At 48.2% G+C, this 16,266-nt stretch carries 13 protein-coding genes and 1 tRNA gene; 10 read left to right on the top strand and 4 right to left on the bottom strand.

Features of this window, described 5'->3' with window-relative positions:
* Positions 1-35: 35 nt before the first annotated feature.
* The 3 genes from idnT to idnD form a co-directional block, all read right to left on the bottom strand.
* Positions 36-1,355 (bottom strand): gnt-II system L-idonate transporter, encoded by a 1,320-nt coding sequence (gene idnT, locus GFC06_RS01635; protein ID WP_153689783.1) that lies wholly within the window; start codon positions 1,353-1,355, stop codon positions 36-38.
* 187 nt (positions 1,356-1,542) lie between these two features.
* Positions 1,543-2,307 carry a gluconate 5-dehydrogenase gene (gene idnO / locus GFC06_RS01630; protein WP_016151510.1) on the bottom strand — a complete coding sequence of 255 codons (765 nt, stop codon included), beginning with the start codon at positions 2,305-2,307 and terminating at the stop codon, positions 1,543-1,545.
* An 11-nt stretch (positions 2,308-2,318) separates the two neighbouring features.
* Positions 2,319-3,362, bottom strand: a complete 1,044-nt coding sequence (idnD, locus tag GFC06_RS01625; protein ID WP_153689782.1) for an L-idonate 5-dehydrogenase — start codon at positions 3,360-3,362, stop codon at positions 2,319-2,321.
* A gap of 217 nt (positions 3,363-3,579) precedes the next feature.
* On the opposite strand from idnD, the gene idnK reads away from it, so the two are divergent.
* A complete protein-coding gene (gene idnK / locus GFC06_RS01620; RefSeq protein WP_047358547.1) occupies positions 3,580-4,101 on the top strand; it encodes a gluconokinase in 522 nt (173 codons plus the stop codon).
* Between the two features lie 30 nt (positions 4,102-4,131).
* Here idnK and ahr read toward each other — a convergent pair whose 3' ends face one another.
* Positions 4,132-5,151: an NADPH-dependent aldehyde reductase Ahr gene (ahr, locus tag GFC06_RS01615; RefSeq protein ID WP_049283010.1), complete on the bottom strand. Its 1,020-nt coding sequence runs from the start codon at positions 5,149-5,151 to the stop codon at positions 4,132-4,134.
* Positions 5,152-5,371: 220 nt separating this feature from the next.
* Between ahr and GFC06_RS01610 the strand changes: the two genes are divergently transcribed.
* From GFC06_RS01610 to GFC06_RS01570, 9 genes are all read left to right on the top strand, one after another.
* Positions 5,372-5,456: transfer RNA gene (locus GFC06_RS01610), tRNA-Leu, on the top strand.
* A gap of 199 nt (positions 5,457-5,655) precedes the next feature.
* A complete protein-coding gene (locus tag GFC06_RS01605; RefSeq protein WP_153689781.1) occupies positions 5,656-6,915 on the top strand; it encodes a tyrosine-type recombinase/integrase in 1,260 nt (419 codons plus the stop codon).
* A gap of 237 nt (positions 6,916-7,152) precedes the next feature.
* Positions 7,153-8,163, top strand: coding sequence for a DUF4917 family protein (locus GFC06_RS01600; protein ID WP_153689780.1), 1,011 nt, complete (start codon positions 7,153-7,155; stop codon positions 8,161-8,163).
* A 43-nt stretch (positions 8,164-8,206) separates the two neighbouring features.
* Complete coding sequence (locus GFC06_RS01595) at positions 8,207-8,782, top strand: restriction endonuclease subunit S domain-containing protein (protein ID WP_153689779.1); 576 nt, start codon at positions 8,207-8,209, stop codon at positions 8,780-8,782.
* Between the two features lie 19 nt (positions 8,783-8,801).
* Positions 8,802-10,409: a type I restriction-modification system subunit M gene (locus GFC06_RS01590; protein ID WP_153689778.1), complete on the top strand. Its 1,608-nt coding sequence runs from the start codon at positions 8,802-8,804 to the stop codon at positions 10,407-10,409.
* On the top strand, positions 10,409-11,617 hold the full coding sequence (locus GFC06_RS01585) for a restriction endonuclease subunit S (RefSeq protein ID WP_153689777.1): 1,209 nt from the start codon (positions 10,409-10,411) through the stop codon (positions 11,615-11,617). The genes GFC06_RS01590 and GFC06_RS01585 overlap by 1 nt, the downstream gene beginning before the upstream one ends.
* Positions 11,618-11,675: 58 nt before the next feature.
* Positions 11,676-14,591 (top strand): type I restriction endonuclease subunit R, encoded by a 2,916-nt coding sequence (locus tag GFC06_RS01580; RefSeq protein WP_153689776.1) that lies wholly within the window; start codon positions 11,676-11,678, stop codon positions 14,589-14,591.
* Positions 14,592-14,738: 147 nt separating this feature from the next.
* Positions 14,739-14,891, top strand: coding sequence for a YgjP-like metallopeptidase domain-containing protein (locus tag GFC06_RS01575; protein WP_407643785.1), 153 nt, complete (start codon positions 14,739-14,741; stop codon positions 14,889-14,891).
* Between the two features lie 158 nt (positions 14,892-15,049).
* The gene (locus GFC06_RS01570) at positions 15,050-15,964 is read left to right on the top strand and encodes a restriction endonuclease (RefSeq protein ID WP_153689775.1); all 915 of its coding nucleotides are present in this window, start codon (positions 15,050-15,052) and stop codon (positions 15,962-15,964) included.
* Positions 15,965-16,266 lie beyond the last annotated feature (302 nt).

Here is a 16,266-nt window from a genome sequence, read left to right as displayed (position 1 = left end):
GGAGCGCGGATCTGTGCTCCCCGGTGATGACCGTCTTAATGCAGAATGGCGTTCAGCGCCAGAACCCCCAGCAGCCCCATAATGGAAATCAGCGTCTCCATTACCGTCCAGGTACGCAACGTTTCCCCGACGCTGAGATTAAAATAGCCTTTAAACAGCCAGAATCCCGGATCGTTAACGTGGGAGGCAATCACGCTGCCCGCGCCGGTAGCCAGCACCATCAGCGCCGGGTCGGCATGAGTGACGTTGATAATCGGCAGCACCACGCCTGCGGTGGTGATCGCCGCCACGGTGGCTGAACCGAGCGCGATACGCAGCAAGGCGGCGACCGTCCAGCACATCAGCAACGGAGAAAGCGACGTGCCGGTCATCAGGTGCGAGATATATTGCCCGACGCCGCTGTCGACCAGAACCTGCTTAAACGCGCCGCCCCCGGCGATGATAAACACAATCATCGCAATCGCACCGATAGAGTCGCCAATGATATCCATAATTTGCTCGATCGTACGTCCGTTACGTCGACCAAGGGTAAAAATGGCGAGCACGATAGCGATAAATAACGCGACGGCAGGGTTACCGATAAACTCAAAGAACACCCGTACGCTGTTGGTTTTCGGCAGCGTGATTTCGCACACTGCGGCGACCGCCATCAGTATGACCGGGATTACTGCGGCAAAGATACTATTCCAGAATGACGGCATCTCTTCTTCGGTGAACAGATGCGGGTTGAATAACCCTTCCGGCGGCGCTTTCTCAAAGCGGGTCAGTAGCTTAGAAAACAGCGGCCCGGCAACAATCACCGTCGGGATAGTAATAATAAAGCCGTACAGCAGGGTAGTGCCGAGATTAGCCTCGAAAATGGTGGCAATCGCGGTCGGCCCCGGATGCGGAGGCAGAAAACAGTGGGTCACGGACAGCGCAGCTACCATCGGGACGCCAACATACAGCAGCGGCAGGCCGGAAGAGGCCACCACCGTAAACACCAGCGGCAGCAGCAGAACAAAGCCGACTTCGAAAAACATCGCCAGACCTACCACCAGACCGGTGATCACCAGCGCCCACTGCACGCGTTTCGTACCAAACGTGCCAATCAGCGTGGTAGCGATGCGCTGAGCCGCGCCGGTATCGGAAATCAGCTTACCGAGCATTGCACCGAAGCCAAGGATCATCGCCAGACCGCCTAGCGTCCCGCCGATCCCATTTTGTATTGAGTGCAAAACGGCCTGGGCATCCATCCCTTCGGCAAAACCGACGACCGCCGCCACCAGGACCAGAGCAATAAAGCCGTTAACTTTAAAACCAATCATCAGGACCAGGAGCAGCGCGACGCCTGCCGCAATTATTATTAATGGCATAATCGTTTCTCTTATATCCCCGTCATACTTCAAGTTGCAGGTGTGTTGGCTGCGCTCATTCACCCGAATCACTTACTCAAGTAAGCTCATCGGGTTCATTCACTTGCCGCCGTCCTGCAACTCGAATTATTTAGGGGGGGCCAAAAATGCAGCGCCTGGGCGCTGCGTGATGTTGCGTTGTGTTGTATCAGACGGCGACCAGCATGCCGCCATCGACAAACAACAGGTGCCCGTTAACAAAATCGGATGCTTTGGAAGAGAGGAAGACCGCTGCGCCAATCAGCTCCTGCGGATCGCCCCAGCGCGCGGCTGGCGTACGTTTGCACAGCCAGGCGGTGAAGGCTTCATCCTCGACCAGCGCTTTGGTCATCTCGGTTTTGAAGTAGCCCGGTGCGATACCGTTGACCTGGATATTGTGGCGCGCCAGCTCAACGCACATGCCACGGGTGAGCATTTTCACCGCGCCTTTCGAGGCGGCGTACGGCGTGATGGTGTCGCGGCCCAGCTCGCTTTGCATGGAGCAGATGTTGATGACCTTCCCGGCCTGACGTTCCACCATGCGACGCGTTACTGCCTGCGAGACCAGGAACACCGCCGTCTGGTTAACGGCAATCACATCGTTCCAGTCCTGCTCCGGGAACTCGGTAAACGGATGGCGGCGCTGAATACCGGCGTTATTCACCAGCACATCGATTGGGCCAATATCTTTTTCGATATGATCGATGGCGGCATCAATGTCCTGTTTCTGCGTAACATTGAAGGGCGCGGCAACGGCGCGGATCCCTTCCTGTTGCAGTTTGGCGACGGCGGCCTCCGCGCGCTCCGGCGTAATATCATTGACGATAATCTGCGCGCCATATTTACCCAGCCCGGTCGCCAGTAAATAACCAATACCCTGGGCCGAACCGGTGATCAGAATATTTTTGCCATCCAGTGAAAAAAGATCGTTCATTATGTTCTTCCTTATTTTGTTTCAGCAAAAACGAGCTGGACTTTCGCCGCCTGGGTTTTATCCCCGGCAAAGATCAGCGCCTGTTCAAGCTCGGTAAACGGATATTCAGCGCTGAGTAACGGCAGTGGATCGATAACGTTATTCGCCAGCCACGACACCGCGGTGTTGAACTCGGTGGTAAAGCGGAACGAGCCTTTGAGCGCGATCTCTTTGCCGATCAGCATCATCATCGGGAAGTCCGGCACCGCGCCGCCCATGCCGACCTGCACCATCACGCCTTTCGCGCGGGTGACTTCCAGGCAGGTGGTGATTGAGGACGGATGACCAGAGACTTCGAAGCTAACGTCGAAGTAGCCTTTCTCTTTTTTCCACTCATCGAGCGAGTCCTGCTGCGGGTTAATCAGCGTGTCAGCACCCATCTGCTGGGCCAGCGACAGCGAGCGCGGGCTGATATCAGCACAGACAATTTCTGCTGCGCCGAGCGTTTTCACCGCGCTGACGATCAGGCAGCCGATAGGCCCCACGCCGGAGATAAACACGCGTTTGCCCTGCAGGTCTCCTGCTTCATGCGCGGCGTGGATTGCGACTGCCAGCGGTTCGGCAAAGGCCATGACTTTTTCATCGGCGTGCTGGGGGTAGGGGATGCACTGCGCGGTATCGACGGTTTTAAATCGGGTAAAGCCGCCGTCAACGTGGGGAAAATACATGGCGCTGCCAAAAAAGCGCATTTCCGTGCACTGGTTTTCTTCGTGCTGCAGACAGTATTTACAGTGGCCACAGGGCTTCGACGGATTAATAGCCACCGACTGACCTTCATGTAATTCTTTTGAGTCGCTGTGCACCACTTTACCAATAACTTCATGGCCTAAAATCATCGGTTCTTTAACGGTAAAATTACCGACTTTTCCTTCCTGATAATAATGTAAGTCGGAACCACAAATTCCGCCGCGGGTAATTTGTACCAGCGTTCCTTTATTATTCCATTCAATATTTTGGTCGGTAATGGCAACAGTTTTCTTACCCGCGACAACGCAGGATTGGGTTTTGACTTGCATAAATGCCTCACTGGTCAGGTAGTAACCTCGGCAGCATTTAAACGGTTTTGATTGTTATTATTTGTGATAAAGATCACGCTGGAAAATTGTTACACTACAATGTTACGCATAACGTGATGCGCCTTGTAAATCTGCTCAGCCACGCCGAAAAAAGGTGAATTCTGCAATGTGGAAGGCGTAGTATCGCGCCATGGAATATGAATCTGGAGTTTTTTCAATGGCCGGGGAAAGTTATATTTTGATGGGCGTTTCGGGTAGCGGTAAATCTTTAATTGGCAGCAAAATTGCTGCAGTATTATCGGCTAAATTCATTGATGGTGACGATCTCCATCCGGCCAAAAATATTGATAAAATGTCTGAAGGTATTCCATTAACCGATGAAGACCGACTACCGTGGTTAGCGCGATTAAATGACGCTTCATACAGTTTATATAAAAAGAATGAGACCGGGTTTATTGTCTGCTCGTCATTAAAAAAACAGTATCGCGATATATTGCGGCAGGGCAGTCCGAATGTGCATTTTTTGTGGCTGGACGGCGATTACGAGACCATTCTGGCGCGCATGCAGCGCCGGGCAGGGCATTTTATGCCGGTGGGATTACTCAAAAGCCAGTTCGACGCGCTGGAGTGCCCGCAGGAGGACGAACGTGATATTGCCCGCATCGACGTGAACCATGACATTGAGCATGTGACGGAACAGTGCCGCCAGGCGGTGCTCGCGTTTCGTAACGGGCAATAAGCCCAGCCCCTTGCGGGACTGAGCCTTGCATCAGAAGTCGGCTTTCAGCACCACGCGGTAGCGGGCTTTGCCGTCACGCACGTGCTGGATAGCGTCGTTAATTCGCGACATCGGGTACAGTTCGGTGGTGGGCGACACCTTGCTGCGTCCGGCAAACTTCATCAGCTTGCGCAGTTCGAACGGCGTACCGGTTGCCGAACCGGAGATGCTGCGATCGCCGGCAATTAAGGTGAACGCTGGCACCGGCAGCGGCTTCAGCACCGCGCCGACGGTATGGAAGTTACCGCCGTAGGCCAGCGCTTCAAAATAAGGCTGCCAGTCGAGATCGACGTTAACCGTGTTAATAATGAGATCGAACTGGCCCGCCAGCGCTTTTAGCGCATCCGGATCGCGGCTGTTAACCACCTTATCCGCCCCCATCGCCAGCACTTCCTGCTCTTTCGTCGGATTGGAGCTGAACGCGGTCACTTCGCACCCCATCGCGTGTAACAGCTTAATGGCGATATGCCCCAGGCCGCCGATGCCGATCACCCCAACGCGGCTGGTGGCGGTGATATGGTGCATCAGCAGCGGTTTGAACACCGTGATACCACCGCACAGCAAGGGACCCGCCGCCGCCAGATCGATGCTTTCCGGCAGCGGGATCACCCACTGCCAGTCGGCCCGCAGCTTCTCGGCAAAGCCACCGCGATTGAGAATAGTGGGAACGGAACCTTCCAGGCAGTTAATCTGATTGCCGCTGATACAGGCGTCGCAATGCCCGCAGCTGCGCGCCGTCCAGCCAATGCCGACGCGCTGACCAACCTTCAGACCTTTATCTTGCGCTGCGCTGCCGAGCGCCGCCACGCGACCAATCACCTCATGCCCGGCAACAAGTGGATACTGAGAGAACCCCCATTCGTTGTCGATCATCGACAAATCGGAATGGCAGATACCGCAGTAATCGACCTGGACTTCGACATCTTCCGGCTTAAGCTCGCCCGCATCATATTCATAGAGTTCGAGTTCGCTGCCCGCCGCTTTTGCGGCGTAGCTTTTTATCATCGACATCGTGTTTCCCTCAGTGTGGTGTTGAACTGGAAGTGTAGAGCATGGGGAAACGGGACGCTTCGCAGAAGGGGGGATTAATAAGGGGGCAAACTGTGACGATGGTTACAGGTGAGAAAGGGAATGCTGAAATTTTCAACACTTAGCGAGTCAGGCACACGCTGGTGCTTGCATGGTGGCGCATGACAGGTATAATCCACAACGTTTTCCGCATCCCTTCCGTGCCGGAGTGGCGAAATCGGTAGACGCAGTTGATTCAAAATCAACCGTAGAAATACGTGCCGGTTCGAGTCCGGCCTTCGGCACCATCGGAACATCAATAGACGTCAACGGACGTCTTTTTTTGTGCCTGAAATCCGCGTCACACAAGGCTTTCCGCGATTTTCCTTTCAACAGAAGTCAATCTGAGTCAACCCACATCAAGTCGCTTGTGAGTATAGAACCGAGTATATATGCTGGTTCGATAATGCTTATATACTCACGGCAGCATATGGAAGGAATACCATCATGGCCCTGACTGATACCAAGGTTCGTTCGGCAAAACCTAAAGCAAAGGAATACTCGCTAGTAGATGGCGACGGAATGTTTTTGCTGGTTCACCCTAACGGCTCCAAATACTGGCGCTTTCGTTTCCGCTTTGGGGGTAAACAACACCTGATGGCTTTTGGTGTTTACCCTGAAACGCCCTTGGCTGATGCTCGTCAAAAGAGGGAGGAGGCCAGGAAGCTTGTTGCTGCCGGTGTTGATCCCCGTGAGCATAAGCGTGCAGTAAAAGAAGAACAGGCAAAAGAGGTTATTACTTTCGAGTCTGTTGCCAGAGATTGGCACGCCAGCAATCAAAAGTGGTCTGAGTCACACAGTGCTCGGGTTCTTAAAAGTCTGGAAGATAATTTGTTCGATGCGATTGGTAAGCGAAATATCGCAGATTTAAAAACTCAAGACTTACTTAAACCACTTAAAGCCGTGGAGATGTCTGGACGTCTTGAGGTTGCTGCGCGCCTTCAACAACGAACGACATCAATTATGCGATTTGCTGTGCAAAGCGGTTTAATCGACTACAACCCCGCGCAAGAGCTTGCTGGAGCGATTGCCACCGCTAAACGACAGCATCGTGCTTCGCTGGATTTTGATCGTTTTCCAGAACTACTTCATCGAATTGATTCTTACACAGGCAGACCACTAACACGTTTAGCTGTGGAGTTGACGTTGTTGGTCTTTATTCGGTCTAGTGAACTACGATTTGCTCGTTGGTCGGAAGTTGATTTTGAAACTGCGATGTGGACGATTCCAGGGGAACGTGTACCACTTGAAGGTGTTAAGCATTCACACCGAGGATCAAAGATGCGGACTCCTCATCTTGTTCCTTTATCTCATCAAGCACTCGCTATTCTGGAAAAGATCAAAAGCTTGAGTGGAAACCGTGAATTTATCTTCGTTGGTGATCACGACTCGCGCAAGCCGATGAGTGAGAACACAGTGAATAAAGCACTTCGAGTAATGGGCTACGATACGAAAGTTGAAGTATGTGGGCACGGTTTTAGAGCCATGGCTTGCAGTACCTTAGTTGAGTCGGGGTTGTGGTCGAGGGATGCGGTAGAGCGACAGATGAGTCATCAGGAGCGTAACTCTGTGCGTGCGGCTTATATTCATAAAGCCGAGCATCTGGGGGAGCGCAGGCTGATGGTGCAGTGGTGGGCTGATTACCTAGATGCGAATCGAGAGAAGGGGGTTAGTCCATTTGATTTTGCAAAGCAAGCAGCAAGATAAACTTTTCAATAGGCATAACCTATTGAAAAGTAAATGTTTTAATAATTTATCTGGTGTCTTCGATGATGTCTTTTTATGTAATTTTTGAAAATTACACAAAAAAGAATTGACGGCAACACATCCACGTTGTTTAATGACCTCAGATTCAAGCGAGGTAATTTTTAAAAATTACCAATTTAAACATGAGTGGGCGAGTTCTTGGCGGAATACCCACAAATCTAAAATGAGGGTTGAAACATGGAAACAATTAAACAATGGGTCGAGATTGAGGCCAACTATGATGATACTTTACTTTTGGGGAATGGTGCAAGTATCGCTGTTAATAGCGATTTTGCCTATCGTAGCTTATGTCAGAAGTTGACCGAGCTCAGTTCAGACGGGCAGCTGACAGCCTTGTTCGAACTATTTGATACGCAAGATTTTGAGTTGATTCTACATCGTCTGTGGATTGCAACTCAAGTAAATCAACAGCTCGGTGTGCCTGAAAATGCAACGACAGAGGGATATAAGTTACTTAGAAGTCTGTTGATTCAATGTGTGAGCCAAAATCATCCTGAGCATCAGGAGATATCGGATGTGCTAGTTAAAATTCGTTCTTTTATAGGCAAATTCAAGACAGTTTTATCCCTGAATTACGATCTTATTGTGTACTGGGCATCTTTGCTTGAGGATACAACTTCCGGAAAATTAAAGGATTGCTTCATCAACCGTTTGTTTAATGAACAGTTAGATTGGAGTGAATTTAGAGACTTACATTGGAAGGATCGTGAAAGAGGTTACAAGACGACAGGCTTAGTCTTCTACCCACATGGTTCCTTGATTTTGGCCCAAGACTTCAGTGGTCAAGAGTCCAAATTACATACTAATCCTCATGGTGACGGAACTTATCTTCAGCAAATTTCTCAGCAATGGAGTTCTGCAGCAGTTACACCAGTTTTTGTTTCTGAAGGGACAAGTAAGCAAAAACTAAATGCGATTGCTCGTAGTCGTTATCTTGATACTGTTTACCGTGAAGTACTGCCAGAGAAAAAGGAAAGTATCGTGATCTATGGATGGAGTATGGGGGAAAATGATACCCATATACTCGATGCCCTGAAAAAAAGTCAGCCATCAAGGATTGCGGTTTCAGTGTATGGCACTGATACCTCTGGCTGTGATGCAATTGAAGGGAAATTAAAAGCGGTGTTTGGTGAAGGTTTGCTTGTCGAGTTTTTCGACAGTGAAAGCGCCAACTGCTGGTGTCATTAAATAAACGAAAGGGGGCGTAGCCCCCGATTTTACGAGGATAAAAATGGGAAAAATCGTCTATAGCGACATTGCAAATTTTATCCCCGGAGTAAACCTGTCACGCATAGAGTCAGAAGTATCAGGTAAAGCGTATCGCTTTTATACAGCACAGTTGCATCAGATCGATGACTGGCAACCTGAAGTGATAGTTTCTGATAAAGAACAGGTGGTTAAGAGTACGTCGTTACTAAAAGTGACAAGAGAAAATGATGTCATTATTAACTTAGCGAACGCTAAAGCTGTTCTTGTTAAGCAGGAGCATGCAGGGCGAATATTGGGCAATAACTTTGTTAAGGTCGAGTTGGATGTTAGCAGAGTCTCTCCATTATTTTGGATTTGGCATTTCAATGAGAGCAAAGCTATAGCCCAACAAAAATCATTTGTTCTACAGGGGTCAACTGTACCTAAGTTAACTCTGCAAATGGTTCGCCAACTTGAACTCGATTTACCTGGACTAAAAAAGCAACAAGCGATAGGTGAGCTGTATCTTCATCTCAGGATGAAAGATTACTACGAGTACAACTTGATGAAATTAAAGCAAAAATATTATTTTGCCAAAATAGAAAATTTATCAAAATAATCAATTATTAAGGTTTGTTATGTCTCCTCAGATTGAAGCGCAAAATTTAAGTGAACTGCAAGGCCGCCTGTGGAATATCGCCGATACACTGCGCGGTAAAATGAATGCCGATGAATTCCGCGACTACTGCTTAGGCTTTATCTTCTATAAATACCTGTCAGAAAAATTTGTCGCGTATGCGAACAAAATTCTGGCGGAAGATGGCATTCAGTACAATGAACTGACTGCGGAACATCCGGCTTACAAGGATATCGTTGATGCGGTAAAAGAGGACAGTATCCAGACCTTAGGCTATTTCCTGCCGCCAACAGATCTGTTCCACACCATGGCAGAACGTGTGGCTAAAGATCCGAAAGGCACAGGCGCCGGCTTTATTCTGGAGGACCTCGCCACTACCCTACGCAACATTGAACAGAGCACACTGGGCACCGACTCAGCGGATGACTTCAGCAACCTGTTTGAAGATCTGGATTTAGGCTCCAGCAAGCTTGGCAACACTGCAAAAGCGAAAAATGAGCTGATCGGCAAAGTCGTCACAGAACTCGATAAACTGAGCTTTAACCTGAGTGAAACGAGTTCCGATATTCTGGGTGATGCCTACGAGTACCTGATCGGCCAGTTCGCCTCAGGCGCAGGTAAGAAAGCGGGAGAGTTCTATACCCCGCAGCCGGTTTCTACTCTGCTGGCTAAAATCGTCACCACCCACAAACTGAAGCTGAAAAACGTGTACGACCCTACTTGTGGCTCTGGCTCATTGTTGCTGCGCGTAAAGCGTGAAGCCTCGTCAGTGGGTAAAATCTACGGTCAGGAGATGAATCGTACTACTTACAACCTGGCGCGTATGAACATGATCTTGCACGGGGTTCACTATGCGGACTTTGAAATCATTCAGGAAGATACGCTGGAGCACCCACACCACTCGCATCTGAAGTTTGATGCCATCGTTGCCAACCCACCGTTCTCCGCCAAGTGGAGCGCCAGTCCGCTCTTTATGAACGATGACCGTTTTGCCCAATACGGCAAACTGGCACCGTCAAGCAAGGCCGACATGGCGTTTTTACAGCATATGTTCCATCACCTAGAAGATGACGGCACTATGGCGGTGGTTCTGCCTCATGGTGTGTTGTTCCGCGGAGCCGCCGAAGGCCATATCCGCCAGTTTATGATTGAGAAGCTGAACTGCATTGATGCGGTTATTGGCCTGCCGGCCAATATCTTCTACGGCACCGGCATTCCGACTTGTATATTGGTACTGCGTAAGTGCCGTAAGCACAACGACAGTATTCTGTTTATAGACGCCAGCAATGATTTCGAGAAGGCGAAAAACCAGAACCGTCTTTTGCCAGAGCATATAGATAAAATCGCCGATACCTACAACGACTGGAAATCGACTGAGAAATACAGCCACATCGCGACCTTGGAGGAGATCCGTAACAACGATTACAACCTCAATATCCCAAGATATGTCGATACTTTTGAAGCGGAAGAAGAGATTGATCTCAACGCCGTGGCGCAAGAGATTCGCGATTTGGAAGGGAAAGTGGCGAAGATTGATAAGACCATCGCTGATTTCTGTAAGGCACTGGGGATTGATGCGCCGTTTACGTTGGTCGAGGGGGATAAGTAATGGTGCCAAAGATAAGGTTTAAATCATTCGCAGCCCCCCTAGGTAAGCATAAAATTGAGGACATTTTAGCTCGCTTTGTTTCCCCTGTATCTGTTTCTAAAATAGAAAAGTATCGAGAAATAGGGATTCGCTCGCATGGTAAGGGATTATTTCATAAAGATGAGGTGTCTGGAGCTGAATTAGGGAATAAACGCGTTTTTTGGATAAAGGAAGATGCTATTATTTTTAACATTGTTTTTGCTTGGGAACAAGCTGTAGCACTTACTTCGTCGAAAGAAGAGGGATGTATCGCATCCCACCGATTCCCAATGTACTTACCTAAAGATAACAAATGTAATACTGATTATATTAGAAGGTATTTTCTGACAAAAAAAGGTAAATATTTATTAGAACTTGCATCCCCCGGTGGGGCTGGTCGAAATAAAACACTTGGCCAAAAAAACTTTGATGAGTTGGTTGTAACTATTCCTGATGTTACAGAACAAACCAAAATTGCTGATTTTCTGTCTTCTGTTGACGAAAAAATCACGTTACTGAAACAACAGTACGACCTGCTATGCCAGTACAAAAAAGGCATGATGCAGAAGATTTTTAGTCAGGCATTACGGTTTAAAGATGAGAGTGGAGAGGATTTTCCTGAGTGGAATTCTTGCCAATTAAAAGACGTTGCAACTCGTGTAACAAGAAAAAATAAAGAAAACAACCAAACTATTTTAACCATATCTGGTCGAGATGGATTGGTTGATCAAATGACTTACTTTAATAAACAAATAGCTTCAAAAAATGTAGTTGGTTATTATCTGATCAATAATGGTGAGTTTGCGTACAATAAGAGCTATTCACAAGGTTACCCAATGGGTGCGATAAAAATGTTGACTAACTATGATAAAGGTGTTGTGTCAACTTTATATATTTGTTTCAAGTTAAATACTAATCAATCTAACAGCTTCTACCAGCATTACTTCGAGAGTGGTCTTCAAAATAGATCTATAGAAAAAGTTGCCCAAGAAGGGGCTAGAAATCATGGCTTGTTAAATATTGGGGTGAATGATTTTTTTGATATAGAACTGCAAATACCTAGTCTAAAGGAACAAATAAAAATTGCGGATTATCTCTCCGCTCTCGACGAAAAAATCGCCGTCAAAAAAGCAGAACTGGACAAGTTAAAAACTTGGAAGCAAGGCCTGCTCCAGCAAATGTTCGTATAGAATTTATCCGGCCCGACCTATCCCGGGCCAGCCCAATAACGAAAGGCACTACACACTGATGGCAACGCAAAGCGAATACGAGTTAGAAACGCAGCTGGTGGAACAACTGGTGGGCATGCACTACGAACGGGTGAATGTCACTGATGAAGCCAGTATGAAAGCCAATCTGCGAAAGCAGATTGAAATCCATAACCGACTGGAAGCCTCTCCGCTAACTGACGGCGAATTTAACCGTGTTTTCTTACATCTGACAAAAGGCAATGAAGTCATCGATCGCGCTAAAATCCTGCGCGATCGCTACCAGTTGTTGCGTGATAACGGCACAGAGAAGTGGCTCAGCTTTATCAATAAAGAGGAGTGGTGTCAGAATGAATTTCAGGTGACGAGTCAGGTGAAGCAGTTTAATGCTGAGCAAAATACGCGTAAAACCCGCTTCGACATCACGCTACTGATCAACGGCCTGCCGCTGGTGCAAATCGAACTTAAGCGTCGCGGTCTGGGGCTGAAAGAGGCCTTTAACCAGATCGATCGTTATCATCGGGATGCGTTTTGGGTCGGTAGCGGCCTGTTCCAATATGTGCAGATCTTTATTATCAGCAACGGTGTGGACACCAAATACTACGCCAACAACCGCGCCAACCATTTCGAGCAGACCTTCTTCTGGACGGATGAAAAGAATAACCCGCTTAAAGCGTTGGAGAAATTCACAGACGCATTTCTGAAAGTGTGCCACATTGCTAAAATGATCACCCATTATACGGTGTTGAACGAAACCCGTAAGTGCCTGATGGTGATGCGCCCCTATCAGTTTTACGCCTGTGAGGCGATGATCCACCATGTGAAGGAGAATCTCCACAAGCAGGGACGGCCGGAGAATGGCTATATCTGGCACACCACTGGCTCCGGTAAAACGCTGACCTCGTTCAAAGCCAGCCAGGTGATCATGGAGATGCCGGAAGTGGATCGGGTCATTTTTGTGGTAGATCGCCGGGATCTGGATTATCAGACGGCAAAAGAGTTTAACGGTTTTGCGAAAGACAGCGTGGATACCTCCAACAACACCAATACGCTGATAAAACATCTCAAGCAAAACAGCACCAAGCTGACGCTGACTACCATTCAGAAGCTGAATAACGCCATCACCCACGAAGGGTATAAAGTGCAGCTCGCACATCTGCGTAAAGAACGCATCGTCTTTATCTTCGATGAATGCCATCGCAGCCAGTTTGGTGATACGCATAAAGCGATCGTGAATTTCTTCGAGAATGCACAGCTGTTTGGTTTTACCGGGACGCCAATCTTTGCTGATAACGTCAATATCACCAATGGCCTCAAACAGACTACAGAGCTGTTGTTCGATAGATGCCTGCATAAATACGTGATTGTCGATGCCATCCGGGATGAAAACGTTTTGCGTTTCGCCGTGGAATATGTCGGTACTTACAAGCGCAAAGAGAGTAGCAATGAGATCGATATCGATGTGGAGGATATCGACACCAAAGAGGTGATGGAAAGCGACATCCGTTTGGGCAAAGTCACCGACTACATCCTTGCCCACCATAGCGCCAAGACCCGTAATCGTGAATTCACCGCGATGTTCTGCGTCGGGTCAGTCGATATGCTGATCACCTACTACAAACTCTTTAAAGAAAAGCAGGCCGCACTGCAGGCGGCGGATGCCAATTACAAGCCGTTAAAGATTGCCACTATCTTCACCTACGCCGCAAATGAAGTGGACAAAAGTGATAAAGAGGCGGTAAACGGCTTGCTGGATGAAGAGGATATTAGCCTGCCGCAGGGCGCGAAAGTTGATACTTCGAGTCGCGATCATCTGGATCGTTTTATCGAGGATTATAACGAACTGTATGGCACCAGCTACTCCGCCAGTGATTCAAAGAGCTTTTATAATTACTACAAAAATATTGCCCAGCGCACCAAAGAGAAAGGCATCGATATTCTGCTGGTGGTGAATATGTTCCTCACCGGTTTCGACAGCCCGGCGCTGAATACGCTGTACGTCGATAAAAACCTACGTTTTCACGGCCTGGTGCAGGCATTTTCCCGCACCAACCGCATTCTCAACGATAAGAAAAGCCACGGGAATATCGTCTGCTTCCGTAATCTGAAGAAAGCTACCGACGATGCTATTGCCTTGTTCTCGAACAAAGATGCTTCTTCTGTGGTGCTGGTCAAACCCTTTGACGAGTACTTCGGGGATTATCAGGACGCTGTCGATCGCTTATTAACGCTGACGCCAACGGTGGATAGCGTGGACGATTTACCGGATGAAGAGGCACAACTGGCGTTTGTAACGGCATTCCGCGATGTGATGCGTTTGAAAAACATCCTCGAAAGCTTTGCCGATTTTGACGATGCGGCGAAACCGCTGTCGGATCAGACACTGGCGGATTTCACCAGTAAATACCTCGATATCTATGACAAGGTGAAAAAGCACTCTAGCAAAGAAAAAGTCTCGATTCTTGAAGATGTGGATTTTGAAGTCTCGTTGATTCATCGCGACGAAATTAACGTTGGCTACATTCTTCGTCTGCTGGTGGGCATTCAGGCGATGCCGCCAAAAGAGCAGCAGGAGCAGAAGAAAAAGATCATGGATATTGTCGACAGCGACGTCACGCTGCGCAGTAAACGTGAGCTTATCGATAACTTTATCGAAAAAAACCTGCTGCATGCCGCGCATGACGAAGATATCACTCAGGTGTTTGAAGCTTATGTTGAACAGGCAAAAGGTAAGGCGCTGGCAGCCTTGTGCAGCGAAGAACGACTCGATTCCATCAAACTGGCCAGCTTACTAGATAACTACCTCTTTACCGACGTAATGCCGCGAGAGGATGAAGTGGCGGAAACGCTGACTTGGACACCAAAGATTCTGGAACGTAAGAACGTGCGGGCACGTGTCTACGACCGTGTGCGCGATGTGATTGAAACGTTTATTAATGGGATGCGCGGGTTTTAATTTGAAAGGGTCAGCTGATAAATGGCCCTTTAATTCACATTTTATATTTAAAATCAATATTTTAACTATGTATTTGTCAGGGGGGGTAGGAGCATTAGGCTCATGTTAACTTGAGGTAATTCAGACACTTAATCACCCCATGGGTGCATTGATTATGTAATTCTGCATGAGCGGTGTCATATTGCCGAACACAGTCATAGCGATCGCTTTTACCGTCTGATGGGACAAGCTATGCCGGAGTTGGGAGTAGCAAACACGCGGTTGGATGAGATGGCTGGGGTGATATTTTCTGATTTATGATGTGGAGATGAGATTTTATCTTGGTCAGTAAAATCAATGAGGTATATGTTCATCTCCTCACCAGTAGGAAGTACACTCAGTTGCTAAGTAACTTACCAGACTCCAGCTGATTGGTTTGACGCAACCGATCTAATAAAAACCTTATCAGGGATGTTTATATGGCTGTTCCTACCTACGATAAATTTATAGAGCCAGTACTCCGTTTTCTGGCAGGTAAACCTGAGGGCGTACCAGCTCGTGATGCGCATGAAGCTGCGGCAGACGCTCTTAATCTTGATGATGATCAGCGAGCAGAAGTGATAGCCAGCGGTCAGTTAGTTTATAAAAATCGGGCGGGCTGGGCACATGATCGTCTGAAGCGAGCTGGATTATCGCAAAGTTTATCCAGAGGGAAATGGTGCTTAACGCCAGAAGGGGTTAAATGGGTACAGGTCCATACCCAGCCACTCACCGAAGAAGAAGTAAACCACTTGGCTTTTGATTTCATGAACGTGAAGTTAAAACAGCAGCCAGATGCTGTCGATCTTGATCCAAGACCAGCAGCACCGAACCAGGAAGATCTGGCAAAAAGTAGCCCTGACGATCGTCTTGATCAAGCGTTAAAAGAGCTTCGGGATGCTGTTGCTGATGAGTTACTGGAAAACCTGTTGCAGGTATCTCCGGCGCGTTTTGAGGTTATCGTACTGGATGTACTTCATCGTCTGGGATATGGCGGACATCGGGATGATCTTCGGCGCGTAGGCGGTACTGGAGATGGTGGCATCGACGGCATTATTTCGCTTGATAAATTGGGGCTGGAAAAAGTTTACGTGCAGGCTAAGCGCTGGCAGAACACAGTTGGTCGCCCTGAACTACAGGCGTTCTATGGTGCGCTGGCCGGACAAAAGGCCAAACGTGGGGTATTTATTACCACCTCCGGATTTACCTCTCAGGCGCGAGATTTTGCCCATTCCGTTGAGGGAATGGTGCTGGTTGATGGCGAACGTTTAGTTCATTTGATGATTGAAAACGAGGTTGGCGTTTCCTCTCGTTTGGTTAAAGTGCCCAAACTGGACATGGATTACTTTGAGTAATTATTAGTCTAAACCCAGAGACATCCTAGATTATCTGTTTACGAAGAGGAGCTTTGTTCTTTGTTAGACAATACGGCCTGTGGGAATGAATAAAAAACTATCCTTCCTACCACGAGTTAAATGTCACTATGCCTAGACTTTATCTTCAAGCTGTGTGTCCATTCTCCACATAATGGGTATTGCTTAGTTCCGCAGTAATGATGCTAACACCAAGTGCCTCGCCATTTCTTACTATCATGCTGGCTCGTAATATCCGGGGGCCGATTGGAGTTTTGGGTACTACCGGAGTCACGAGCCTGCTC

This window comes from Citrobacter braakii, assembly GCF_009648935.1.
GTDB classification, from domain to species: Bacteria; Pseudomonadota; Gammaproteobacteria; order Enterobacterales; family Enterobacteriaceae; genus Citrobacter; species Citrobacter braakii.
The sequence above is the reverse complement of the archived record's forward strand: the minus strand, read 5'-3'. Positions and strand labels throughout refer to the sequence as shown.

Coding starts and splice junctions, on each gene's coding strand:
- idnT (WP_153689783.1), bottom strand. CDS start 1,355: ATGCCATTAATAATAATTGCGGCAGGCGTCGCGCTGCTCCTGGTCCTG.
- idnO (WP_016151510.1), bottom strand. CDS start 2,307: ATGAACGATCTTTTTTCACTGGATGGCAAAAATATTCTGATCACCGGT.
- idnD (WP_153689782.1), bottom strand. CDS start 3,362: ATGCAAGTCAAAACCCAATCCTGCGTTGTCGCGGGTAAGAAAACTGTT.
- idnK (WP_047358547.1), top strand. CDS start 3,580: ATGGCCGGGGAAAGTTATATTTTGATGGGCGTTTCGGGTAGCGGTAAA.
- ahr (WP_049283010.1), bottom strand. CDS start 5,151: ATGTCGATGATAAAAAGCTACGCCGCAAAAGCGGCGGGCAGCGAACTC.
- GFC06_RS01605 (WP_153689781.1), top strand. CDS start 5,656: ATGGCCCTGACTGATACCAAGGTTCGTTCGGCAAAACCTAAAGCAAAG.
- GFC06_RS01600 (WP_153689780.1), top strand. CDS start 7,153: ATGGAAACAATTAAACAATGGGTCGAGATTGAGGCCAACTATGATGAT.
- GFC06_RS01595 (WP_153689779.1), top strand. CDS start 8,207: ATGGGAAAAATCGTCTATAGCGACATTGCAAATTTTATCCCCGGAGTA.
- GFC06_RS01590 (WP_153689778.1), top strand. CDS start 8,802: ATGTCTCCTCAGATTGAAGCGCAAAATTTAAGTGAACTGCAAGGCCGC.
- GFC06_RS01585 (WP_153689777.1), top strand. CDS start 10,409: ATGGTGCCAAAGATAAGGTTTAAATCATTCGCAGCCCCCCTAGGTAAG.
- GFC06_RS01580 (WP_153689776.1), top strand. CDS start 11,676: ATGGCAACGCAAAGCGAATACGAGTTAGAAACGCAGCTGGTGGAACAA.
- GFC06_RS01570 (WP_153689775.1), top strand. CDS start 15,050: ATGGCTGTTCCTACCTACGATAAATTTATAGAGCCAGTACTCCGTTTT.